We start from the raw sequence: 22,547 nt of genomic DNA on the forward strand, positions 1-22,547 counted from the left end.
AGCCTCTGTGCCTCTGTGGTTGACATCATGCTTTCGGAGCGCCCCATGACACCGACGGACATAAAACTGCACCGCCGCTCGCGCATCCTGGAGGTGCTCTTCGACAACGGCGATCATTTCAGGCTGCCCTGCGAGTACCTGCGGGTCTATTCGCCTTCCGCCGAGGTCAAGGGCCACGGCCCGGGGCAGGAGACGCTGCAGGTCGGCAAGGAAACGGTCAACATCGACGCCATCGAACCGGTGGGCCATTACGCGGTGAAGCTCGTCTTCGACGACGGTCATGACAGCGGCCTATACTCCTGGCGCTATCTGCACGAACTGGGCACCCACCAGGACGACTGGTGGGCGGATTATCTGCAACGACTGGCGCGGGCCGGGCACAGCCGCCGCGAGCCGGGGGAGCACTGAACATGGCCGAGGAGCCGACGACACACTTCGGGTATCAGCAGGTCCCCGTGGGCGAGAAGGCCGCCCGCGTCGGGCAGGTGTTCCGCTCGGTGGCCGGCAAGTACGACCTGATGAACGACCTGATGTCCCTGGGCCTGCACCGGCTGTGGAAGGACCAGGCGATCCGCCAGCTCAATCTGCGCCCGGGCATGCGGGTGCTGGACCTGGCGTCCGGCACCGGCGACCTGGCCGAGAAGATGCTGCGCCGGGTGGGCGAGGGCGGCCAGGTGGTGATGTCCGACATCAACGAGGCCATGCTCGACCAGGGCCGCCGGCGCATGATCGACCGCGGCCGGGTGGGCAACGTGGAGTACGTGCTCGCCAACGCCGAGGACCTGCCCCTGCCCAGCGCCCACTTCGACCGGGTCACCATCGGCTTCGGGCTGCGCAACGTCACCGACAAGCTCAAAGCCCTGAAGGAGATGCGTCGGGTGCTGAAACCCGGCGGCATGGCCCTGGTGCTGGAATTCTCCCAGCTCTACGCCAAGCCCCTGCAACCGGTCTACGACCTGTACTCCTTCCAGATCCTGCCGCGTCTCGGGCAGCTGATCGCGAGCGACGCGGAAAGCTACCGGTATCTGGCCGAGAGCATCCGCATGCACCCGGACCAGGAGAGCTTGAAGCAGATGATGGTCGAGGCCGGCTTCGAGGATTGCGACTACACCAATATGAGCGGCGGCATCGTCGCCTGTCATCGTGGCTATACCTATTGAAGCGTTGCTGAAGAGCGGGTTGTGGCCCCTGGAGCAGGCGCTCAACCGCCTGCTCGGCCTGGACCCGGAGACCGAGGCCCGGCTGCGCCCGTTGGCCGGCCGCCACCTGCAGGTGGAACTGGAAGGCGCGCCGCAGCCGCTGCAGGTGCATTTCAGCCCCCAGGGCCTCAGCCTGCTGCCCGGTGCCGCCGAGCGGCCCGAGGCCACCCTGCGCAGCAGCCCGGGGGCGCTGATCGGCCTGGCCCTGCGCCGGGGCGAGCTGCGCTCGGGAGATCTGAGCTTCCAGGGCGATGTGGGCCTGGTGCAAGGCGTGCAAAAGCTCTTCGGCGAGCTGGACATTGACTGGGAGGAGCAGCTTGCGGGGCTCACCGGCGATGTGCTCGCTCACCAGATCGGCCGCGGCGTTCGCGAGGGTTTCGCCTGGCTTGCCCGCAGCCGGGCTAGCCTGACGCAGAGCCTGGGCGAATATCTGAGCGAGGAGGCCCGCTACACGCCACCGCGCCTGGAGCTGGAAGGTTTTTATGCCGACGTGGACCGGCTGCGGGAGGGCGCCGACCGGCTGGCCGCGCGGCTTGTGCGGCTGGAGCGACGGCGGGGCGCGGAGTAGCCCATGAAACGTTTGCGCCTCGCCCTGCGGCTGACCCGCATCAATGTCATTCTGCTGAAACACGGCCTGGACGAGCTGATCCTGGCCCTGCCCTTTTTCCGCCCACTGCGCTTTCTGGTGATCTTCATGCCCTGGCGCTGGGTGCCGCGAGCGCTGCCCGCCCGGGGCGTGCGGATACGCCGCAGCCTTGAGGAACTGGGGCCTATCTACGTGAAGTTCGGGCAAATCCTTTCAACAAGAAGGGATCTTCTGCCACCGGACCTGATCGACGAGCTCGCCAAACTGCAGGACCGGGTGCCGCCCTTCCCCGGCGATCAGGCCCGGCGCATCGTCGAGCGCAGCCTGGGCGAGTCGGTCACCGAGCTGTTCGCCAAGTTCGATGAGACCCCCATGGCCTCGGCCTCCATCGCCCAGGTCCACGCGGCGCGGTTGCGCGACGGGCGCGAGGTGGTGGTGAAGGTGGTGCGCCCGGGCATCAAGCGGCGCATCCAGCGCGATATGGAGCTGCTCTATTTCTTCGCCGAGCTGATCCATCGCTACGTGCCCGAGGCCCGGCGCCTGCGCCCGCTGGAGGTGGTGGCGGAGTTCGACAAGAACCTGGACGACGAACTGGACCTGATGCGCGAGGCGGCCAACGCCTCCCAGCTGCGGCGCAACTTCACCGGCTCCGAGCTGCTCTATATTCCCGAGGTGGAATGGCCCCTGACCCGCCGCGAGGTGATGGTCATGGAGCGCATCTACGGCGTGCCGGTGAGCGACACCGAGCACCTCACCGCGCTGGGCACCGATATGCAGAAGCTCGCCGAGCGGGGCGTGGAGATCTTCTTCACCCAGGTCTTCCGCGACAGCTTCTTCCACGCCGACATGCACCCGGGCAATATCTTCGTCAACGCCGAGCACCCCGAGGAGCCCCGCTACATCGCCGTGGACTTCGGCATCGTCGGCAGCCTGAACCCCTCGGATCATCGCTATCTCGCCGAGAACTTCCTCGCCTTCTTCCGCCGGGATTATCGCCGGGTGGCGGAGCTGCACGTGGAATCCGGCTGGGTACCGGCCGATACCCGGATCGAGGAATTCGAGGCGGCCATGCGCACCGTCTGCGAGCCCATCTTCGAGCGCCCCCTGAAGGACATCTCCTTCGGCGCGCTGCTGCTGCGCCTGTTCCAGACCGGGCGGCGGTTCAACATGGAAGTGCAACCGCAGCTGGTGCTGCTGCAAAAGACCCTGCTCAACATCGAAGGCCTGGGGCGCCAGCTCTACCCGGAGCTGGATCTGTGGCGCACCGCCAAGCCCTACATGGAGCGCTGGATGCGCGAGCAGGTGGGGCCGCGGGCCTTCCTGCGGAAATTGCGCGAACAGGCGCCCACCTGGAGCGAGCGCCTGCCGGACCTGCCCGAGCGCCTGATCCGCGCCCTGGACGATGTGAGCGAGATGCGCGCGGCCCTCAGCCGCCAAAGCGAGGAACTGGAAGGCCTGCGCCAGGAACAGGCCCGCACCGGCGCACGGCTGCTCGCCGCCGGCGCCGGCAGTGGGCTGCTGGGGGGTGGGGTGCTGGTGCTCGCCCTGCAACCCGGAGCCTGGTTCAGCCTGGCCGGGGTGCCGGTGCTGGGCTGGGCGAGCGTGGTGATCGGGGCGGGGCTGTTGTTGTCGGGAAGGTGGCGCTGAGGGGATTCGCGATGCCGCGGCGCTGCAGCGCGGCTACGCAGAGCTTGGCGCCAGCCGCAAAGTGGGCGCCGGGCTCCGCGTAGCCCGGGTGTAGCCGCAGGCGAGAAGCCGGGATTCCCCAATCCACCAAGGCCCGGCCGCCCTCAACGTCCGCCCACTACCCGCACACCCGCGCCACGCCGCCGCTCGATCATCTCCCGCACCGATATGAGCCGCACCCCGTAGCGGGCCTCCAGCTCCGGCAGCACCTCTTCGAGCACGTCCAGGGTTGCCGGGTACGGATGCCCTATTCCCACGGCGCTGCCATACCGCCGGGCCCGGGCCACCAGCTGCTCGAAGGCCGCCCGTATTCGCGCACGGTCCCGATAATGGTCCAGGAAAACATCCCGCTCCAGGCTGGGCAGCTCCATCTCGCGGGCCAGGCGCAGGGCCACCGACTGCTGGCTGGTGCGGCTGTCCACGAAGAACAGACCGCCCCGATAGCGCAGCTCCTCCATCAGCCAGGCCATGTAGCCCGGGTGGCGGGTGAGCAGGCTGCCCATGTGGTTGTTCACGCCGCTCACATGGGGCAGGGCGGCGAGATTGCCCCGCAGCACCCGCAGGAACTCGCTCCGTTCCATGTCCATGGTGACGCCGCCCGGGCCCAGCCGGTTGCCGCGGGTAGCCTGCATCGGCTGGTGCAGCATCACTTCCTTGCCCAAGCGGTGCGCCTGACGGGCCAGCCTTGCGGCATGGGGGGTGTGGGGGAGAAAGGCACAGGCCACGGGGCCGGGCAGGGCGACGCTGCGCGCACCCTCCACGGGGCGATCCCCCACGTCGTCGATGATGAGGCTGATCACCGGCCGCGCGGCGGCGGGCAGGGCGGTGAGCAATATCAGCCACAAAGAAAACGCGCCCCGCAGGGCGCGTCTCGGTTTCTTCTCGTTGGCGCCTGGCGCCATGGGCAGTCCTTCTTGTTAGCGTCGCGCCGCCATGATGTTCAGCCCCTTGAGCAGGTTCACGGCTTCGGTCAGAGCATAGTCCAGATCCTTCTGCGCCGCACCCGCCTGGCGCTCGGCGCTCTCGTGGGCCTTGCCGGCGTCGGGGTTGCTCAGATGCCCGCGCAGGTCCGCCTCCCGCAGGCGGTTGACCGCCGGCACCTCGGCGCGGCTCAGCTTGTAGTCGCTGAGCTTGATGTCCGGGGTGATGCCCTCGGCCTGGATGGAGCGGCCCTTGGGCGTGTAGTACCGCGCGGTGGTCATCTTCATGGCGGTGCCGCCGGCCAGGGGCAGGATGGTCTGCACCGAGCCCTTGCCGAAGGTCTGCGCCCCCATGATCACGGCCCGACCGTGATCCTGCAGGGCACCGGCGACGATCTCGGAGGCCGACGCGGAGCCCGCGTTCACCAGCACCACCATGGGCGCGCCGTCCAGCAGATCACCGCGGGTGGCCTTGTAGTTCTCGCCGTCCTCGCGCCCACGGGTGGCGACGATATCGCCGTCCTCCAGGAAGGTGTCGGCCACCTGCACGGAGGCGCGCAGCACGCCGCCGGGGTTGTTGCGCAGGTCCAGCACCAGACCCTTCAGGCTGCCGCCGGCCTCCTTGCGCAGCGCCTTCACCGCGTTCCGGGTCTGCTCGCCGGTGCGACTCTGGAAGTTGCTGATGCGCACATAGCCGTAGTCGTCTTCGAGCAGGCGGGATTTGACGCTCTCCACCTTGATCACCGCGCGGGTGAGCTCGAAGCTCAGCGGGCCCTCTTCGCCGTCGCGGATCACGGTCAGGCGAATGCTGCTGCCCGGCTCACCGCGCATCAGCGCCACCGCGTCACTGAGCGTCATGCCCTTGACCGGCTCGTTGCCCAGCCGCGTGATCAGGTCCCCGGGGCGCAGGCCGGCGCGGCTCGCCGGCGTGTCGTCGATGGGGCTGACCACCCGGACGAAGCCGTTCTCCATGCTGACTTCGATACCCAGGCCGCCGAACTCGCCGCGGGTGCTCACGCGCATGTCCTGGTACTGCTCCTCGTCCATATAGGCCGAGTGCGGGTCCAGGCCCTGGAGCATGCCGCGCACCGCGTGCTCCAGCAGGGTCTTGTCGTCCACGCCTTCCACGTAATCACGCTTGATGCGGGAGTAGACCTCGGTGAAAGCGCGCAGCTCGTCCAGGGGGATCTCGGCGCGGGCCTGTTGCATATCCGCCCAGCTCGGCGCGGACAGCGTCCCCAGCGCCAGCACGGCGCCGCTTGCGAGGCTGATGAGCGTCTTCCGGATCGTCATAGTCGTTCAACTCCCGGTCATCGTACGCCGCGCTTCCCGCGCGCCACCGACGGCCTCCTTGGTATAGGCGATGCGCGGCGACTCCCTGGCCGCGCCTTCATCCGCGTTGGTCCTTCGCTCGCAGCCAGCGCTGCGGATCCACCGGCTTGCCGGCGGCACGAATCTCGAAATACAGCCCGGGCTTGTCGCGCCCACCGCTGCTGCCCACCCGGGCCAGCAACTCGCCGGCCTCCACCCAGTCACCCGCCTCTTTGTAGAGTGATTGGTTATGGCCGTAGAGGCTCATATAGCCCTCGCCGTGGTCAACGATCAACAGCAGGCCAAAACCTCGCAGCCAATCGCTGTAAACCACCCGGCCGTGGGAGACGGCGCGTACCTCCGCGCCGGACTCCGCGCCGATCAGCACACCGCTCCAGCGCATGTCGCCCAGGCCGCGAGCCTGCCCGTAGCGGGCGGTGAGCCGACCCTTCGCAGGCCAGGGCAGTGTGCCCCGTGTCTGGGGGAACGGTTTGCGATCCAGTGCGCTTTCCGGGATATCCGCCAGAGCCCGATTCAACTCTTGGAGCAGTTTTGTGAGCTCCTGCTCGTCGACCTTCAGTGCCGCCAACTCGCCGCCACGACTTTCCAGCTCCCGGCCGATGCGCGCCAGCAACGCCTGGCGCTCGGTGCGGGCAGCCTGCAAGCGCTCGTGCTCGGCGCGTCGCGCCCGCGCCAGGCCGTCCAACTCGGCCAGCGCCTGATCCAGCTCCTCCCGGGTGCGGGCCAGGGCCTGCAGCGCCTCGGTGACTTCCGCAATGCGCGCCGCCCGCGCCCGGTTGAAGTAATCGTAGTAAACCAGCAGGCGCTGAAACTGTGACGGATCCTGCTGATTGAGCAATAATTTCAGGTATTCCTGGCGTCCGCCAGCGTAGGCCTCGCGCAGAGCCCGGGCCAGATAGGCCCGTTGCTCGCTCAGCAGCTCGCTTTGGCGGCCCTGTTCGGCCCGCAGCCGGCTCACCCGGGCGTCGACCTGCTGCCGGCGCCCGGCGATCTCCCGCAGAGCCGCGGCGGCGCGCCCCAGGCGGCGCTCCAGGCGGCCCAATTCCGTTTGGGCGGCATCCCGGCGCTGCTGGGCTCGGCGCATGTCTTCCCGCACCTGGGTGATGCGCTCGCGCAGTTCCCGCAGCTCGGCTTCCCGCTCGCGGTATTCCTGAGCCGGGGCGCCGAAGGCGGCCAGCGCCAGCAGCAGCGGAGCCAGACGTAAGAATCCCATGGGCTGGTGTTCGGTTTCCTTGGCTTGGGTTGCTGCTATCATGACCGGCTTTCGGGGCCGGCACGCTCTATATCAGAGGCAGCGAAACAGTATGGATCAGCTCGTTCAATTTATCAGTGATCAGTGGTTGCTGGTCACCGCCTTCGTCATGGTGCTGGTGGCGGTCATCGCCTACGAGATCCGCCAAGGCGCGGGCGGCGGCAAGCGGCTGGATGCCTCCGCCGCCACGCAGCTCTATAACCGCGATCAGGCTCAATTCGTGGACCTGCGGGGCGACCAGGAGTTCCGTGCCGGCCACCTGCCCGGCGCCCTGCATCTGCCCGCCAACGCCACCGACGAGCGACTCAAGCGGGTGAAGAAGGCGCGCGCCGTGATCGTCTATGACGAGAACGGCCTGCAGCTCAACAAGGGCCTGCAACGGCTGAAGAGCGCCGGTATCGAGAACGTCTACGGCCTGCGCGGGGGCATTGCCGCCTGGCGCACCGCCGGCTATCCCATCGAAAAGAAGTAAAGGAGCACAGACCCCATGGCCGAGAACCAACCCCAAGCGGGCGGGCAGGAACAGCAGGCGCCCCAGCAGAACTTCAACATCGTCAAGCTCTATCTCAAGGACTGCTCCTTCGAGGCGCCCAATACGCCCGACATCTTCCAGCAGGACTGGCAGCCCCAGGTGAACGTGGATCTGAACACCTCCGCCAGGTCGGTGGCCGAGAAAACCTACGAGGTCGTGGTCTCGGTGACGGTTACCGCGAAGATGGGCGAGAAGACCGCCTTCCTGGTGGAAGTGCAGCAGGCGGGCATCTTCCAGCTCGAGGGTTTCGACCAGCAGACCCTGCACGGCCTGCTGGGCGCCTACACGCCGGGCATCCTCTTCCCCTACGCCCGTGAGGCGGTCTCCGATCTGGTGGGCAAGGGCGGCTTCCCGCAGTTGCAGCTCAACCCGGTGAACTTCGACGCCCTCTACGCCAAGCGCATGGCCGAGAAGCAGGCGGCCGAGGGCGCCGGCGAGGGCAGCACCCACTGATGGGCGAGCTGGCGGTACTGGGAGCGGGCTCCTGGGGCACGGCGCTGGCCCTGGTGCTGGCCCGCAACGGCATTCGGGTGCGGCTCTGGGCCCACCGTCCGGCGCAGGCCGCGGCGCTGGCCCGCGACGGCGAAAACCGCCGCTACCTGCCCGGAACCGCCTTCCCCGACACCCTCGGTGTCACCGACGACCTGGCCGCGGCGGTGGCGGGGCTGCGGGATATCCTGCTGGTGGTGCCCAGCCACGCCTTTCGCGCCACCCTGCGCGCCCTGCGCCCGCATTTGAGCGCGGATTGCCGCATCGCCTGGGCCACCAAGGGCCTGGATGCGGAATCCGGCGGGCTGCTGCACCAGGTGGTGGCGCAGGAGCTCAGCCCGGTGCCGCCCATGGCGGTGCTCTCGGGCCCGAGCTTCGCCCGGGAGGTGGCCGCCGGGCTGCCCACCGCGGTGACCATCGCCGCCGATCAGCCGGACTTCGCGCGGGACTTGGCCCGCGCCTTCCACAGCGAGGATTTCCGCCCCTACACCAGCACCGATCTGGCCGGGGTGGAGTTGGGCGGGGCGGTGAAGAACGTACTCGCCATCGCCACCGGGGTCTCCGACGGCCTGGGCTTCGGCGCCAACAGCCGGGCGGCGCTGATCACCCGGGGTCTGGCGGAGGTGAGTCGGCTGGCGGCGCATTTCCAGGCCGAGACCCACACCCTCATGGGGCTTTCCGGCATGGGCGATCTGATCCTCACCTGCACCGATGACCAGTCCCGCAACCGTCGCTTCGGCCTGGCGCTGGGGCGGGGCGAGAGCATCGAAGAGGCGCTGGAGGCCATCGGCCAGACGGTGGAGGGGCTGCGCACCGCGGATGAAGTGCGGCAGTTGGCCGCCCACACCGGGGTGGAGATGCCCATCTGCCACGCCACCTGGCGATTGTTGCGCGGTGAATTGGGCCCGCGGGAAGCGGTGCACGCCCTGATGGAGCGGAAGATCAAGCCGGAGTTCTAAGACCGCGGCCATGAGCCGCGCTTACACTTGGGCGCCCTCGAAGCCGTTCTGGCGCCAGGCCTCATAGACCACGGCGGTCACGGCATTGGCCAGGTTCAGGCTGCGGCTCTCCGGGCGCATGGGCAGGCGCAGGATCCGAGCGGGCTCCAGGGTATCCAGGATAGCCGAGGGCAAGCCACGGGTTTCCGGGCCGAACAACAGGGCATCGCCTGGCCGAAAATCCGCCTGGTAGACACTGCCCGCCCCCCGCGTGGACAGCGCCCAGAGCCGCCGGGGCGTCGCCGCGGCAACGAAGCCATCCAGATCCGCATGTTCCCGCACCTCGGCCCACTCGTGATAATCCAGCCCCGCGCGGCGCAGCAGGCGGTCATCCATGTGAAAGCCCAGCGGGCGAATCAGGTGCAGTCGGCAACCGCTGTTGGCGCACAAGCGGATGATATTGCCCGTATTCGGCGGGATCTCCGGCTCCAGCAACACGACATGGAACATCAGACGCTCAGCCTCAATTCCTTGATCTTGCGGGTAAGGGTGTTGCGGCCCCAGCCGAGCAGGCGGGCGGCCTCCTGACGCCGCCCGCCGGTGCGGCGCAGGGCGGTCTCGATCAGGATCCGCTCCAGCCGGGGCACGGCCTCGCTGAGCACCCCTTCGCCGCCGCCGGCCAGCGAGCGTTCGGCCCAGCTGGCGAGCGCCCGCTCCCAGTGCTCGCCATCCCCCACCGCCTGCGCCTCGTCATCACGCAGCTCCGAAGGCAGGTCCTCCGGGTGAATCTCCTGACCGCTCGCCATCACCGTGAGCCAGCGGCAGCTGTTCTCCAGCTGCCGCACATTGCCCGGCCAGGCGTAGGCGCTGAGGTGGCCTTCGGTCTCCGGCCGCAGGCTCTTGGGCTCGACACCCAGTTCCCCGGCGGCCCGGGCGAGGAAGAAACGTGCCAGCTGCGGGATGTCCTCGCGCCGCTCGCGCAGGGCGGGCAGCTGAATGCGGATCACGTTCAGGCGGTGGAACAGGTCCTCGCGAAAGCCCCCTTCCGCCACCCGCCGCTCCAGATTCTGATGGGTGGCGGCGACGATGCGCACATCCACCTTCAGGGAGGTGAGCCCGCCGACTCGGTAAAACTCCCCATCGGCCAGCACCCGAAGCAGGCGTGTCTGTAGCTCGGCGGGCATATCGCCGATTTCATCCAGAAAAAGGGTGCCGCCATCGGCCTGCTCGAAGCGACCCTGTCGAGTGGCGGTGGCACCGGTGAAGGCACCCTTTTCGTGGCCGAACAGCTCGGATTCCATCAGGTCTCGCGGAATCGCCGCCATGTTCAACGCGATGAAGGGCCGGTCCCGGCGCGGGCTGTGCCGATGCAGGGCGCGAGCCACCAATTCCTTGCCGGTGCCCGATTCGCCGTTGATCAACACATTGATGTGAGAGGAGGCGAGCCGCCCTATGGCGCGGAACACCTGCTGCATGGCCGGTGCCTCGCCGATGATCTCGGGCAGCGGCTCGGGCTCGGCGGGGGCTGTGCTGCTTCCCTTGCGGGTCTGCAGGGCGCGGCGCACCAGTTCCACGGCCTCGTCCAGGTCGAAGGGCTTGGGCAGGTAGTCGAAGGCGCCGCCCTGGTAGGCGGAGACCGCCGACTCCAGGTCCGAATGGGCGGTCATGATGATCACCGGCAGGCGCGGCCAGCGCTCGGCCACCTCGCTCAACAGGCCCATGCCGCTCAGCCCCGGCATGCGCACATCGCTGAGCAGCACGGCGGGCTGCTCCCGGGCGAGGGCGGTGAGCACCGTATCGGCCCGCTCGAAGCTGCGCACCGCAAAGCCCGCCTGCGCCAGGGCGCGCTCCAGCACCCAGCGGATGGAGCTATCGTCGTCGACGATCCAGACACCGGCCTCGATCATGGGTAATCCTCCAGCGGCAGCCACAGGGTGAAAACGGTGTGACCGGGCTCACTGGCACACTCGATCAGGCCCCCGTGCTGATTCACCAGGGTCTGGGAGATGGACAGCCCCAGCCCGGAACCCTGGGCACGGGTGGTGACCATGGGGTAGAAGATCTGATCCTGCAGCGGGGCGGGAATGCCCGGGCCGCTATCGATGATGTCGATGCGCGCCACCAGCTTGTGGGTGGTCTGATCGATGGTGAACTGGCGCTGGGTGCGGGTGCGCAGAACGATGCGCCCCTGCTCGCCCACCGCCTCCAGGCCGTTGCGCACCACGTTGAGCACCGCCTGGATGAGCTGGTCCGCCGCACCCCGGAAAGGCGGGATGCTGGGGTCGTAATCGCGCACGATCGCCACCTCGGGCGGCGCTTCGGCCCGCACCAGCTGGCGCACCCGTTCCAGCACCTCGTGGATGTTCACCATGCCCTGCTGGGGCGGCTGATGCGGGCCCAGCAGCCCATCCACCAGGGTCTGCAGACGATCCGCCTCGTGGATGATGACCTGGGTGTACTCCCGCAACCCGGCCTCGGGCAGCTCGCGCTCCAGCAACTGCGCCGCGCCCCGCAGGCCGCCCAAGGGGTTCTTGATCTCATGGGCCAGGCCCCGGATCAGCTCTCGGGTGGCCTTGTTCTGGGCAATGAGCTGATACTCGCGGCTGATGCGCAGATGCCGATCCAGCTGGCTGAGTTCCAGCAGGGCGTGCCCGCCGGCCAAGGGCGTGATGGTGCAGTCCACCGTCATGAGCTGGCCGTTGATCAGCAGGCGGCGCTCGCGCTCGGTGTAAGCCGCGCCGGTTTCCAATGCCTGGCGCAGCGCCTCGCCCAGGCCATCGGCGCCGGGGGCGAGCTGCTCCAGAGACTGGCCGGCGGCCTGGCGCGCGCTGGTGGCGAAGAGGATCTCGGCGGCGGGATTCATGTACCCCAGCCGGCCTTGCTCATCGAGCAGCGCCACGGCGGTGCTCAGATGCTCCTGGATATTGGGTGTGGCGCGTCGTTCGGCATTCATGGGGAATCTCGATGCAATAAGCGCACCAGCGGCGCATGGCGGCGGAGAACGCGCCACGGCGGGCGTTGGGCGGCGCGCTCAGGTGCCCAGTATAGAGAAGAGCGGTGGCGAGGCGCACCAATTTGGTGCATAAACGCGTTGCAGGCGCGGCGGGTGTCCGCGATAACACGATGGGCAGTCGGCTTCGGAGCCGCTAGCGCTCGGTGGAAAAGCGGCGAAATCGCGGCCATGAGCCGCCTCTACCGGCTACCGGGGCGTCGGCGGCTCGGCGATCATTGCAGGGGGGATCGCCCGCCCATGGGCGCGGGCGGCCGCGGTGCGCCGCCCCCGGGGGCAGGCGCGCCGGGCAGGGGGTTCGGGGCCTGGTTGTCGGCCCCGTCTCGATCTTCACCGGCCACGCTGGGCTTGTGGTAGTGGAAGCTCACGGTAGCGCTGCGGGCAAGGGTCTGCCCCTGCCCGTCCAGCACCACGGCGGCCAGGCTGTGGCTGCCCCGCTCCACGCCGGTGAGCTGGGCGGAGGGCGTGGCCACCGGCTGGCCGAAGGCGGCGCCATCGAGCAGGAACTGCACCCGGTGGCCGGGGCGCAAGCCCGGCTCCAGGGCGAGCTGCACCGGAATGGTGTTGGTGGTGTTGCGGAAGGTTTCGTCCGCGGCGGGCCGAGTGATGGCCACCCGGGCGTAGGGGGCTACGTCGGACTGCGCGGCGTCCCTGGGAGCGGCACGGCGGCCGGACGGCGCGGCCGACGGGCGCTGGCCCTCGAACTCGTTGGGCGGGCGCCGGGTCAGATCCAGGCGCTGGGCGCCCTCCACCGGCCGATCGCTGTAGTGGATGCGGCCCTGGGCATCGCGCCATTTGTAGACCTCGGCCTGGGCGAGCAGGGGCAGCAGCAGGATGAGCAAGAAGATACGCATACCGCAAAGATAGGGCATGGCGCGGGGTGCGGCAATGCGGCACGAAAAACCCCCGCCGGGGCGGGGGTGGGTGACGGTGCCGGGCCCGGAAGACACTGCGCGTTTCCCTTGGGCCGCGCTGGCGGGCGAAGGGAATCGATCCGTGTCTTCCGGGTGCCTCAGCAGCTGTAGTACATATCGAATTCCACCGGGTGCGTGGTCATGCGCAGGCGCTGGACTTCGTCCATCTTCAGCGCAATGTAGGCGTCGATGGCGTCATCGGTGAACACGCCGCCGGCGGTGAGGAACTCGCGGTCCGCGTCCAGCGCCTGCAGCGCCTCTTCCAGGGAGAAGGCCACCTTGGGAATGTCCTTCTCCTCTTCCGGCGGCAGGTCGTAGAGATCCTTGTCCATGGCATCGCCCGGGTGGATCTTGTTCTGGATGCCGTCCAGCCCCGCCATCAGCAAGGCGGCGAAGGCCAGATACGGGTTGGCGGTGGAGTCCGGGAAACGCACCTCGACACGCCGCGCCTTGGGGTTGGTGACGTAGGGGATGCGGATGGACGCGGAGCGGTTGCGGGCGGAGTAGGCCAGCAGCACCGGCGCCTCGAAGCCCGGCACCAGACGCTTGTAGCTGTTGGTGGAGGCGTTGCAGAAGGCGTTGATGGCCTTGGCGTGCTTGATCACACCACCGATGTAGTACAGCGCCATTTCGGACAGGCCCCCGTACTCATTGCCGGCGAACAGCGCCTTGCCGTCCTGGCCGATGGACATGTGCACGTGCATGCCGCTGCCGTTGTCACCCACCAGGGGCTTGGGCATGAAGGTGACGGTCTTGCCGTAGGCGTGGGCCACGTTGTGCACGGCGTACTTGAGGTTCTGCACCTCGTCGGCCTTCAGCACCAGGGTGTTGGCGCCCACGCCGATCTCGCACTGCCCGGCGGTGGCCACTTCATGGTGATGCACTTCCACGGTCTGGCCCATGGCTTCCAGCGCTTCGCACATGGCGCCGCGCAGATCATGCAGGGAGTCCACCGGGGGCACGGGGAAATAGCCACCCTTCACGCCCGGACGATGGCCCATGTTGCCGTCGGCGTAGACCCGCTCGGAGTTCCAGCCGGCTTCTTCGGAGTCGATCTTGCAGAAGCTGCCGCTCATGTCGGAGCCCCAGCGCACATCGTCGAACACGAAGAACTCGTTCTCCGGACCGAACAGGGCGCGATCGCCCACGCCGGTGGACTGCAGGTAGGCCTCGGCGCGACGCGCGATGGAGCGCGGATCACGCTCGTAGCCCTGCATGGTGGTCGGCTCGATGATGTCGCAGATGATGTTCAGCGTGGGCTCGTCGAAAAAGGGGTCGAGCACCGCGGTGGCCGCGTCGGGCAGCAGGATCATGTCGGACTCGTTGATGCCCTTCCAGCCGGAGATGGAGGAGCCGTCGAACATCTTGCCCGACTCGAAGAACTCCTCGTCCACCTCGCTGGCGGGAATGGTCACGTGCTGCATCTTGCCCTTGGTATCGGTGAACCGCATGTCCACGTACCGGATGCCTTCGTCCTGGATCTGTTTGATGACGTCTGCTGCTGTGCGAGACATTGCTCGACCTCCACTGGGGATAAAGCGATAAATTTCACGGGCTGAAGAAGCAGAAACCGTGCCAAGGCAGGCGCATCAGAAAAAACGGGCCTTTATGGTGCATGGGGCAGGCGCGCCGGGCAGACAATGCACCACGAAGAGGCAAGGGCGGCCAAAAACGCACCATTAAGGTGCAACCGCCTAGTCATCCAACTCCAGTCGTACCCGCCGAATGTCCCCCTGGCCCGGTTCGATCAGCAGCCGACAGTGGTGGCGGCCCGCCCAGTCCTCCAGCCCCGGCAGGGAATCCGGGTCGTCCAGCTCCAGCAGCAGGCTGTCCCCGGCGCAGAGCTGGCGGGCATAGGTTTCGGTGTGCAACAACGGTTCCGGTGCTCGCTGGCCGCGCAGGTCCAGATAATACTCGTGACTCATCCCGCCTCTCCGGGTCATCGGCTGTCGATCGCCCAGATATAGCCCATCCCGGGCCCAGGGGCAAAGCCGCCCCCTACATAGGGAGGCCGGGGACGGCTATACTCGCGGGCTCGGTTTTCGGCCAAAGCGCCGATGCACGCTCATAGGGGGTTTTCTTGGACACAGCCACGGGCACGGGAAGCGTGATGAGCTTCCAGCAACTCATACTGGCCCTGCAGGCGTACTGGGCCGAGCAGGGCTGCGTGATCCTGCAACCGCTGGACATGGAAGTGGGGGCGGGCACTTTCCACCCGGCCACCTTCCTGCGCGCCATCGGCCCGGAGCCCTGGAGCGCGGCCTATGTGCAGCCCTCCCGCCGCCCCACCGACGGGCGTTACGGCGAGAACCCCAACCGCGGTCAGCATTACTACCAGTTCCAGGTGGTGCTCAAGCCCTCGCCGCTGAATATCCAGGAGCTGTACCTGGATTCCCTGCGCCGGCTGGGCTTCGACCCGCTGGTGCATGACATCCGCTTCGTGGAAGACAACTGGGAATCCCCCACCCTGGGTGCCTGGGGCCTGGGCTGGGAGGTGTGGCTGAACGGCATGGAAGTCACCCAGTTCACCTATTTTCAGCAGGTCGGGGGGCTGGATTGCCAGCCGGTGATGGGCGAGATCACCTATGGCCTGGAGCGCCTGGCCATGTATCTGCAGGGCAAGGAGAGCATCTTCGACCTGATCTGGACCGAGGGCCCCGAGGGCGTGGTCACCTACGGCGATGTGTTCAAGCAGAACGAAGTGGAGATGTCGGCCTACAACTTCGAGCACGCCGACACCGAGGCCCTGTTCGGCTGGTTCGACACCTGTGAGCGCGAGAGCCAGCGCCTGATCGAAGCCGATCTGCCCCTGCCCGCCTACGAACAGGTACTGAAAGCCTCCCACACCTTCAACCTGCTGGACGCCCGCCACGCCATCTCGGTGACCGAACGCCAGGGGTACATCCTGCGGGTGCGCGCCCTCGCCCGGGCCGTGGCCCAGGCCTATCACGCCCGCCGCGAAGCGCTGGGCTTTCCGCTGTGCAAGAACAACGCTGACAAGGGGGCCGCATGAGTGTGGAAGGGCGCGATCTGCTGATCGAACTGGGCACCGAGGAACTGCCCCCCAAGGCCCTGCGCGGCCTCAGCGAGGCCCTGGCCGCGGAAATACTCAAGGGCCTGGCCGACGCCGAACTGGCCCACGCCGGCCACCACATCTACGCCGCGCCCCGGCGCCTCGCGCTGCGGGTGGAAAACCTGGCCCTGCGCCAGGCCGACAAGCAGATCGAACGACGCGGCCCGGCACTGGCCGCCGCCTACGATGCGCAAGGCCAGCCCACCAAGGCCGCCCAGGGCTTCGCCCGTTCCGTGGGCACCGAAGTCTCCGCCCTGCAGACCCTGAAGACCGACAAGGGCGCTTGGCTGGTCTACCGCGGCGAGCAGGCGGGCCGCCCCGCCGCCGAGCTCATCCCGGCGCTGCTGGAGCGCGCCCTGAACCGCTTGCCGATTCCCAAGCGCATGCGCTGGGGCGCGGGCGATGCCGCCTTCGTGCGCCCGGTGCACTGGCTGGTGCTGATGCACGGCGACGAGGTGATCGACGCCGAGCTGCTGGGCGTGCGCAGCGGCCGGGCGAGCCGCGGACATCGCTTCCATCACCCCGAGGCCATCACCCTCCGCAGCCCCGCCGACTACCCGGCGCAACTGCGTGAGGCCCATGTGCTGGTCGATTTCGCCCAGCGTCAGGCACGTATCGCCGAACTGGTGGCGCAGGGCGCGGCCAGCATCGAAGGGCGGGCCGTGGTGGACCCTGAACTGCTGGAGGAAGTCACCGCCCTGGTGGAGTGGCCGGAGCTGATCCTGGGCCGCTTCGACGAGGAGTTCCTGGACGTGCCCGCCGAGGCGCTGATCTCCAGCATGCAGGAGCATCAGAAGTACTTCCCCGTGCGCGATGGCGACGGCCGGCTGCTGCCGCGCTTCATCGCCATCGCCAATATCGCCAGCCGCGACCCGGCGCAGGTGCGCGCCGGCAACGAGCGGGTGATCCGCCCGCGCCTGGCCGACGCCGCGTTCTTCTGGAACCGGGACCGCCGCCACAGGCTCGCCGAGCAACGCAGCCGTCTGGCCGAGGTGGTGTTCCAGAAGCAGCTGGGCTCGCTGGCCGAGAAGAGCGCGCGGGTGGCGGCAGTCGCCGCCGAGCTTGCCTCGCGCCTGGGGGCCGACCCCTCCCAGGCCCGCCGCGCCGCGGAACTGGGCAAGTGCGATCTGATGACCGAGATGGTCGGGGAATTCCCCGAGTTGCAGGGCATCATGGGCCGCTACTACGCCCTGCACGACGGTGAGCCGGACGCGGTGGCCCAGGCCCTGGACGAGCAATACCAGCCGCGCTTCGCCGGCGATGAGGTGCCCGCCTCCACGCTCGGCCAGGTGCTGGCGGTGGCCGAGCGCGCCGACACCCTGATGGGCATCTTCGCCATCGGCCGCGCGCCCAGCGGCGACAAGGACCCCTTCGGCCTGCGTCGGGCCGCGCTGGGCCTGATGCGCACGCTCATCGAGCGGGAACTGGACGTGGATCTGCGTGAACTGCTCGCCGGCGCCGCCGCGCAGCAGCCCGCCGCCGTGAAGGCCGCCGAGCAGCTGGACGCCGTCTACGCCTTCTGCCTGGAGCGCCTGCGCGGCTACTACCAGGAGCAGGGCGTGGGGGTGGAAGTCTTCGATGCCGTGGCGGTGCTGGAACCGGCCCGCCCGCTGGACTTCCACCGTCGGCTCATCGCCTGTCGGGATTTCCAGCGCCTGCCCGAGGCCGAAAGCCTGGCGGCGGCCAACAAGCGCATCCGCAACATCCTGCGCAAGAGCGAGGAGGCGATCCCCGAGCAGGTGGACACCGCGCGCCTGGAGCAGGCACAGGAGCAGGCCCTGCACCAGGCCGTGCAGGCCGCCGACGCCGACGTGGCCCCGCTGCTGGCGGCCGGCGACTATGCCGGCGCGCTCAAGCGGCTCGCCGCCCTGCGCGCGCCGGTGGATGCCTTCTTCGACGGGGTGCTGGTGAATGCCGAGGACGCGGCGGTGCGCGCCAACCGCTACGCGCTGCTCGCCTCCATCCAGGCGCTGTTCCTCGCCATCGCCGACATCTCCCGCCTGCCCTCGTCCTGAGCCGATGCGCACCCGGCTGGTGGTACTGGATCGCGACGGGGTGCTCAACGAGGACTCCGACGCCTACATCAAGTCCGCCGCCGAATGGCGGCCCATCCCCGGCAGTGCCGCCGCCGTGGCGGCTCTGAAGGCCGCCGGCTTTAGCGTGGTGGTGGCCAGCAACCAATCGGGGCTGGGCCGGGGGCTTTTCGATCAGAGCGCCCTGGACGCCATCCACGCGAAGCTGGGCGCGGAACTCGCCGCCGCCGGCACCGCCCTGGATGGCCTGTACTATTGCCCGCATGCACCCGAGGCGGGCTGTGAGTGCCGCAAGCCCGCGCCAGGGCTTTTACGGCGCATCTGCGCCGATTTCCAGCTGCCTGGCGAGGCTCTGGTGATGATCGGTGATTCCCTGCGTGACCTGCAGGCCGCCGAAGCCGTGGGTGCCCGCGCGCTGCTGGTGCGCACCGGCAAGGGGGAACGCACCCTGGCCGCACACCCAAATCTGCCCTTCGAGGTCCATGCCGATCTGGCCGCCGCCGCCGCGCGGCTGATCGCGGAACGAGAACAACAGCGATGAACAAGCACACCCGCGAGCTTCTGTCCGAGTACGGCGTCCTCGGCCGCCTGAACCTGATGCTGCGCTCCACCCTGCAGTTCGCGTTCATGATCGGTTCGGTGCTGACCATGGCCTTCCTTGGCCTGTTCACCTTTCCCTTCCCCTACCGCTGGCGCTACTGGTTCATCACCCGCTGGACCTTCATGAACCTGTGGTTCCTGCGCCGGGTGGTGGGCCTGGACAGCGAGGTGCAGGGCACCGAGCACATCCCCGATACGCCCTGCATCGTCATGGCCAAGCACCAGTCCACCTGGGAGACCCTGGGGCTGCAGCAGTGGTTCCGCCCCCAGACCTGGGTGCTGAAACGTGAGCTCACCCTGCTGCCGCTGTTCGGTTGGGCGCTCAAGCTGCTCGACCCCATCGCCATCGACCGCAAGGCCGGGCGCGATGCGGTGCAGCAGGTGGTGGACAAGGGCCGGGCACGGCTGCTGTTAGGCCGTTGGGTGGTGGTCTTCCCGGAAGGCACGCGTGTGCTGCCGGGCAGCAAGGGCCGCTACCGCATTGGCGGGGCGGTGCTGGCCGAACAGACCGGCGTCCCGGTGATTCCCGTCGCCCACAATGCCGGTGACTTCTGGGCTCGGCATCAGTTCGTCAAGCGACCGGGCAAGATCCAGGTGCGCATCGGCCCGCCCATCGACACTGCGGGGCTGGATGCCGGCGAGATTCGCGCACGGGTGGAGGCCTGGATCGAGGGGGAGATGACGAAGATCCAGCGCCAGTAGTCGCTCACCTGCCCTGGGAGACAGCCCGGGCACCCGCGCGCTACCCTGTCTGCAAGCGAGGTTTCAGCCTTTTGCAGGAGGGTTGCCGATGACACAGGACCACAAACGCCGTCACTCCAGCGTGCTGGTGGACGGGCCGCGCAAGGCGCCGGCGCGGGCCATGCTGCGCGCGGTGGGTTTCACGGACGAGGACTTTCGCAAGCCCCAGGTGGGGGTGGCCTCCACCTGGAGCATGGTCACGCCCTGCAATATGCACATCAACCAGCTCGCCGAGGAAGCCGTGCGCGGCGTGGACGGCGCCGGGGGCAAGGGTGTGCTGTTCAACACCATCACCATCTCCGACGGCATCGCCAACGGCGCGGAGAACATGAAGTACTCCCTGGTCTCCCGCGAGGTGATCGCCGATTCCATAGAAACCGTGAGCGGCTGCGAGGGCTTCGACGGGCTGATCGCCATCGGTGGCTGCGACAAGAACATGCCCGGCTGCCTGATCGCCATGGCGCGTCTGAACCGCCCGGCGGTGTTCGTCTATGGCGGCACCATCCGCCCGGGACGTGGGCATACCGACATCATCTCGGTGTTCGAAGCGGTGGGCGGACACAGCAAGGGGGATGTCAGCGATGAGCGGCTGCGCGAGGTGGAGCGCACCGCCATCCCCGGCCCGGGTTCCTGCGGCGGCATGTATACCGCCAACACCATGGCGTCGGCCATCGAGGCGCTGGGCATGAGCCTACCCGGCAGCTCCGCCCAGGACGCCGTCTCCGAGACCAAGCTCGAGGACTGTCGCCGGGCGGGCGAGGCGGTGCTGGCCATGCTCGAGCGGGACATCAAGCCCCGCGACATCATGACCCGGCAGGCCTTCGAGAACGCCATCACCGTGACCATCGCCCTGGGGGGCTCCACCAACGCCGTGCTGCATCTGCTCGCCATGGCCCATGCGGTGGATGTGGAGCTGAGCCTGGACGACTTCACGCGCCTGGGCCGGCGCACACCGGTGCTCGCCGATCTGCGCCCCAGCGGTCATTACATGATGTCCGAACTGGTCGCCATCGGCGGCATACGCCCGCTGATGAAACGCCTGCTGGACGCGGGCCTGTTGCACGGCGATTGCCTCACCGTCACCGGTCAGACCCTCGCCGAGGATCTGGCCGGGGTGGCGGACTACCCCGCCGAGCAGCGGATCATCCACCCGCTGGCGCAGCCCATCAAGGCGAGCAGTCATCTGCGCATCCTGCGCGGTAACCTCGCCCCGGACGGGGCGGTGGCCAAGATCACCGGCAAGGAAGGGCTGCGTTTTTCCGGCAGCGCGCGGGTCTATGCCTCCGAGGAAGCCGCCCAGGAGGGGATTGCCGATGGCAGCGTGCAGGCCGGCGATGTGGTGGTGATTCGTTACGAGGGGCCGCGTGGCGGGCCGGGCATGCGCGAGATGCTCAGCCCCACCTCCGCGATCATGGGCCGCGGGCTGGGCAAGGAGGTGGCGCTGATCACCGATGGCCGCTTCTCCGGCGGCAGCCACGGCTTCGTGGTGGGCCACATCACCCCCGAGGCCATGGAGGGCGGGCCTCTGGCCATCGTCCGTGACGGTGACCGGATCACCATCGACGCCGAAGCGGACAGCCTCACGCTGGAGATCCCGGACGAGGAGATCCGCGCGCGACTCGCCCACTGGACGGCGCCCGCGCCGCGCCGCAGCCGCGGCGTATTGGCCAAGTACGCCCGGCAGGTGGGGCCAGCCTCCGGGGGCGCGGTAACCGACTGAACGGGGGCCGAAGCCGTTCGCCGGCATCCAAAAGAGAAGGCATCCCTGCACAAACAGGGAGGGATGAGGGTAGCCCACGCCCGCGGTTCTAAAGCCCGTACCCTTTGCGAGGGCGACAATGGGGCCGAGGGGCCGCTTCGCTGCCGCCCCAACAAACGGGCCGTCGCAACCGCCGCCCAGGCTGTGGGTGGTGCCGCGGCGGCAGCGCGCCCCAACACCCCGACCCGCCGGTGTTGGCCCCTGTTCGGGATTGATTTGGCGACCGCCAACCCCATGTCGGTACACAGCAATTCAGCCGGGCGCGCCCCGGCGGTTGCGAGACAAGACGGATATCGTCACAACTGCACGCCACCTCGACGGAGGATGCGATATGGCAATCCGTGTGACTTACTCCAAGACCCTACTTTCCACGGCCATCACCATGGCGTTGGTCGCCACGCCCGTATGGGCGCAACAGGCCCAGCAGCTGGAACAAGAAGACCAGCAACAGGCTCGCGCTGATGAGGGCCCCGAAATCATCGTCGAGCAGAAACCGCCCCAAGTGATCATCGAACAACCCGAGCCCCAGGTCTCGGTGAAGCAACCTGAACCCGAGGTTACGGTGCGTGAAACGGAGCCCGACGTCGCCGTGCGTGAAACCGGGGAGCCGGAAGTGCTGATTCAAGATCGAGAACAGGCCCGTCAGGACCAACCGCGAGACACTCAAACGATCACTCAGGCGGACCAGCAAGCTGCCCCAGGAATGATCGACCAGATGCGGGGCGACGAGGTGATCGGCAAGCAGGTGGTCAATAGCCAGGGCGATGATATGGGTGAAATCGGTCAACTGGTTACCGACCCTCAGAGCAAGCAGCTATATGCGGTGATGTCGGTGGGGGGCGTGCTCGGCATTGGTGACCAACAGATCGCCGTGCCGCTGGATGAGCTGCAGTATCAACAACAGGAAGACCAGTTTCAGATGAACACCCAGCAAAGCGCGGATGCGCTCAAGAACGAGCCGCGCTACCAGTACAGCGAACAGCAATTTCAGGAGGTACAGCAAACCGATCGGCAGATCAGCCAACTGAAACAACAGCCGCAGGACAGTCAGCAAGTGCAAAGGGGCCAAACGGGCTCCGGTTGAACACATAGAGCTCAGCGCTTTGCGCATGCCGGTACCGGTGCAGTAACCGGCATTCAGACACGGACCTTGACGCTGTTTGCAGACCACGGGGCCCTGACCAGGGCCCCGTGGTCGTATTCCCTTAACCAGCTGCTTTTATTAACTTCATCCCGGGCTAGCGGGAAAATCTGAAATGAAAACGGAAACGGGCGCTGTAGCGCCGACGAACCCGGAAAGCCCACCCTAAACCCTGACCCGGCTCCCAATGGCTGGTGGAGCGTCCACCGGAGCGTGAAGGTCCTGGGGCGGGTACGGCCGGCGGCGGCCGTCGATGCAGCCGAGCATCGCAGCCGGAAGGGGATCAGCGAGCAGCTTGTTTGAGCGTAGCGAGTTTGCTGCTCGCCCCCTTCCGGCGAGAAG

At 67.9% G+C, this 22,547-nt stretch carries 22 protein-coding genes; 13 read left to right on the forward strand and 9 right to left on the reverse strand.

Annotation, left to right across the window (positions count from 1 at the left end):
• Positions 1–45: 45 nt before the first annotated feature.
• The 4 genes from GBG68_RS12010 to ubiB are packed head-to-tail and all read left to right on the forward strand — an operon-like array spanning position 46 to position 3,432.
• On the forward strand, positions 46–408 hold the full coding sequence (locus GBG68_RS12010; RefSeq protein ID WP_152147659.1) for a gamma-butyrobetaine hydroxylase-like domain-containing protein: 363 nt from the start codon (positions 46–48) through the stop codon (positions 406–408).
• 2 nt (positions 409–410) lie between these two features.
• Positions 411–1,160, forward strand: a complete 750-nt coding sequence (ubiE, locus tag GBG68_RS12015) for a bifunctional demethylmenaquinone methyltransferase/2-methoxy-6-polyprenyl-1,4-benzoquinol methylase UbiE (protein ID WP_152147661.1) — start codon at positions 411–413, stop codon at positions 1,158–1,160.
• Positions 1,144–1,767, forward strand: a complete 624-nt coding sequence (locus GBG68_RS12020) for an SCP2 domain-containing protein (protein WP_152765762.1) — start codon at positions 1,144–1,146, stop codon at positions 1,765–1,767. Before ubiE ends, GBG68_RS12020 begins: the two co-directional genes overlap by 17 nt.
• 3 nt (positions 1,768–1,770) lie before the next feature.
• Positions 1,771–3,432 carry a ubiquinone biosynthesis regulatory protein kinase UbiB gene (gene ubiB, locus GBG68_RS12025; RefSeq protein ID WP_152147665.1) on the forward strand — a complete coding sequence of 554 codons (1,662 nt, stop codon included), beginning with the start codon at positions 1,771–1,773 and terminating at the stop codon, positions 3,430–3,432.
• Positions 3,433–3,575: 143 nt separating this feature from the next.
• Here the strand turns inward: ubiB and GBG68_RS12030 are convergent, their stop codons facing one another.
• The 3 genes from GBG68_RS12030 to GBG68_RS12040 all read right to left on the reverse strand — a co-directional run bounded on the left by GBG68_RS12030 (position 3,576) and on the right by GBG68_RS12040 (position 6,936).
• Positions 3,576–4,373: a divergent polysaccharide deacetylase family protein gene (locus tag GBG68_RS12030; protein WP_152147667.1), complete on the reverse strand. Its 798-nt coding sequence runs from the start codon at positions 4,371–4,373 to the stop codon at positions 3,576–3,578.
• A gap of 15 nt (positions 4,374–4,388) precedes the next feature.
• Positions 4,389–5,684, reverse strand: coding sequence for a S41 family peptidase (locus tag GBG68_RS12035; protein WP_152147669.1), 1,296 nt, complete (start codon positions 5,682–5,684; stop codon positions 4,389–4,391).
• A 97-nt stretch (positions 5,685–5,781) separates the two neighbouring features.
• Complete coding sequence (locus GBG68_RS12040; protein WP_193222321.1) at positions 5,782–6,936, reverse strand: murein hydrolase activator EnvC family protein; 1,155 nt, start codon at positions 6,934–6,936, stop codon at positions 5,782–5,784.
• A gap of 91 nt (positions 6,937–7,027) precedes the next feature.
• Here GBG68_RS12040 and GBG68_RS12045 point away from each other — a divergent pair, with 91 nt between their 5' ends.
• Genes GBG68_RS12045 through GBG68_RS12055 form a run of 3 tightly spaced genes read left to right on the forward strand, consistent with a single transcriptional unit; the run spans position 7,028 to position 8,955 of the window.
• Positions 7,028–7,447, forward strand: a complete 420-nt coding sequence (locus GBG68_RS12045; RefSeq protein ID WP_193222322.1) for a rhodanese-like domain-containing protein — start codon at positions 7,028–7,030, stop codon at positions 7,445–7,447.
• A gap of 15 nt (positions 7,448–7,462) precedes the next feature.
• Complete coding sequence (gene secB / locus GBG68_RS12050; RefSeq protein ID WP_152147675.1) at positions 7,463–7,960, forward strand: protein-export chaperone SecB; 498 nt, start codon at positions 7,463–7,465, stop codon at positions 7,958–7,960.
• Positions 7,960–8,955, forward strand: a complete 996-nt coding sequence (locus tag GBG68_RS12055; RefSeq protein WP_152147677.1) for an NAD(P)H-dependent glycerol-3-phosphate dehydrogenase — start codon at positions 7,960–7,962, stop codon at positions 8,953–8,955. Before secB ends, GBG68_RS12055 begins: the two co-directional genes overlap by 1 nt.
• Before the next feature lie 21 nt (positions 8,956–8,976).
• On the opposite strand, the gene trmL is transcribed toward GBG68_RS12055, so the two are convergent.
• The 6 genes from trmL to GBG68_RS12085 form a co-directional block, all read right to left on the reverse strand.
• Complete coding sequence (gene trmL, locus GBG68_RS12060) at positions 8,977–9,444, reverse strand: tRNA (uridine(34)/cytosine(34)/5-carboxymethylaminomethyluridine(34)-2'-O)-methyltransferase TrmL (RefSeq protein WP_152147679.1); 468 nt, start codon at positions 9,442–9,444, stop codon at positions 8,977–8,979.
• Positions 9,444–10,841, reverse strand: a complete 1,398-nt coding sequence (glnG, locus tag GBG68_RS12065) for a nitrogen regulation protein NR(I) (protein WP_152147681.1) — start codon at positions 10,839–10,841, stop codon at positions 9,444–9,446. Before glnG ends, trmL begins: the two co-directional genes overlap by 1 nt.
• On the reverse strand, positions 10,838–11,887 hold the full coding sequence (gene glnL / locus GBG68_RS12070; protein ID WP_152147682.1) for a nitrogen regulation protein NR(II): 1,050 nt from the start codon (positions 11,885–11,887) through the stop codon (positions 10,838–10,840). The genes glnG and glnL overlap by 4 nt, the downstream gene beginning before the upstream one ends.
• 272 nt (positions 11,888–12,159) lie before the next feature.
• Positions 12,160–12,798: a DUF4124 domain-containing protein gene (locus GBG68_RS12075; protein WP_193222323.1), complete on the reverse strand. Its 639-nt coding sequence runs from the start codon at positions 12,796–12,798 to the stop codon at positions 12,160–12,162.
• Between the two features lie 158 nt (positions 12,799–12,956).
• On the reverse strand, positions 12,957–14,372 hold the full coding sequence (glnA, locus tag GBG68_RS12080) for a glutamate--ammonia ligase (protein ID WP_152147686.1): 1,416 nt from the start codon (positions 14,370–14,372) through the stop codon (positions 12,957–12,959).
• Positions 14,373–14,552: 180 nt separating this feature from the next.
• Positions 14,553–14,783, reverse strand: a complete 231-nt coding sequence (locus tag GBG68_RS12085) for a sulfurtransferase TusA family protein (protein ID WP_193222324.1) — start codon at positions 14,781–14,783, stop codon at positions 14,553–14,555.
• A gap of 185 nt (positions 14,784–14,968) precedes the next feature.
• On the opposite strand from GBG68_RS12085, the gene glyQ reads away from it, so the two are divergent.
• The 6 genes from glyQ to GBG68_RS12115 all read left to right on the forward strand — a co-directional run bounded on the left by glyQ (position 14,969) and on the right by GBG68_RS12115 (position 22,148).
• Positions 14,969–15,871: a glycine--tRNA ligase subunit alpha gene (gene glyQ, locus GBG68_RS12090; protein ID WP_152147690.1), complete on the forward strand. Its 903-nt coding sequence runs from the start codon at positions 14,969–14,971 to the stop codon at positions 15,869–15,871.
• Positions 15,868–17,946, forward strand: a complete 2,079-nt coding sequence (gene glyS / locus GBG68_RS12095; protein WP_152147691.1) for a glycine--tRNA ligase subunit beta — start codon at positions 15,868–15,870, stop codon at positions 17,944–17,946. The genes glyQ and glyS overlap by 4 nt, the downstream gene beginning before the upstream one ends.
• Positions 17,947–17,950: 4 nt before the next feature.
• A complete protein-coding gene (gene gmhB, locus GBG68_RS12100) occupies positions 17,951–18,505 on the forward strand; it encodes a D-glycero-beta-D-manno-heptose 1,7-bisphosphate 7-phosphatase (RefSeq protein WP_152147693.1) in 555 nt (184 codons plus the stop codon).
• On the forward strand, positions 18,502–19,266 hold the full coding sequence (locus tag GBG68_RS12105) for a lysophospholipid acyltransferase family protein (RefSeq protein ID WP_226801789.1): 765 nt from the start codon (positions 18,502–18,504) through the stop codon (positions 19,264–19,266). Before gmhB ends, GBG68_RS12105 begins: the two co-directional genes overlap by 4 nt.
• 88 nt (positions 19,267–19,354) lie before the next feature.
• Positions 19,355–21,025 carry a dihydroxy-acid dehydratase gene (gene ilvD / locus GBG68_RS12110; RefSeq protein ID WP_152147695.1) on the forward strand — a complete coding sequence of 557 codons (1,671 nt, stop codon included), beginning with the start codon at positions 19,355–19,357 and terminating at the stop codon, positions 21,023–21,025.
• 370 nt (positions 21,026–21,395) lie between these two features.
• The gene (locus GBG68_RS12115) at positions 21,396–22,148 is read left to right on the forward strand and encodes a PRC-barrel domain-containing protein (RefSeq protein ID WP_193222325.1); all 753 of its coding nucleotides are present in this window, start codon (positions 21,396–21,398) and stop codon (positions 22,146–22,148) included.
• Positions 22,149–22,547: the final 399 nt, after the last annotated feature.

Origin of the sequence: Alkalilimnicola sp. S0819 (assembly GCF_009295635.1) — a bacterium.
Lineage (GTDB): Bacteria > Pseudomonadota > Gammaproteobacteria > Nitrococcales > WHIW01 > S0819.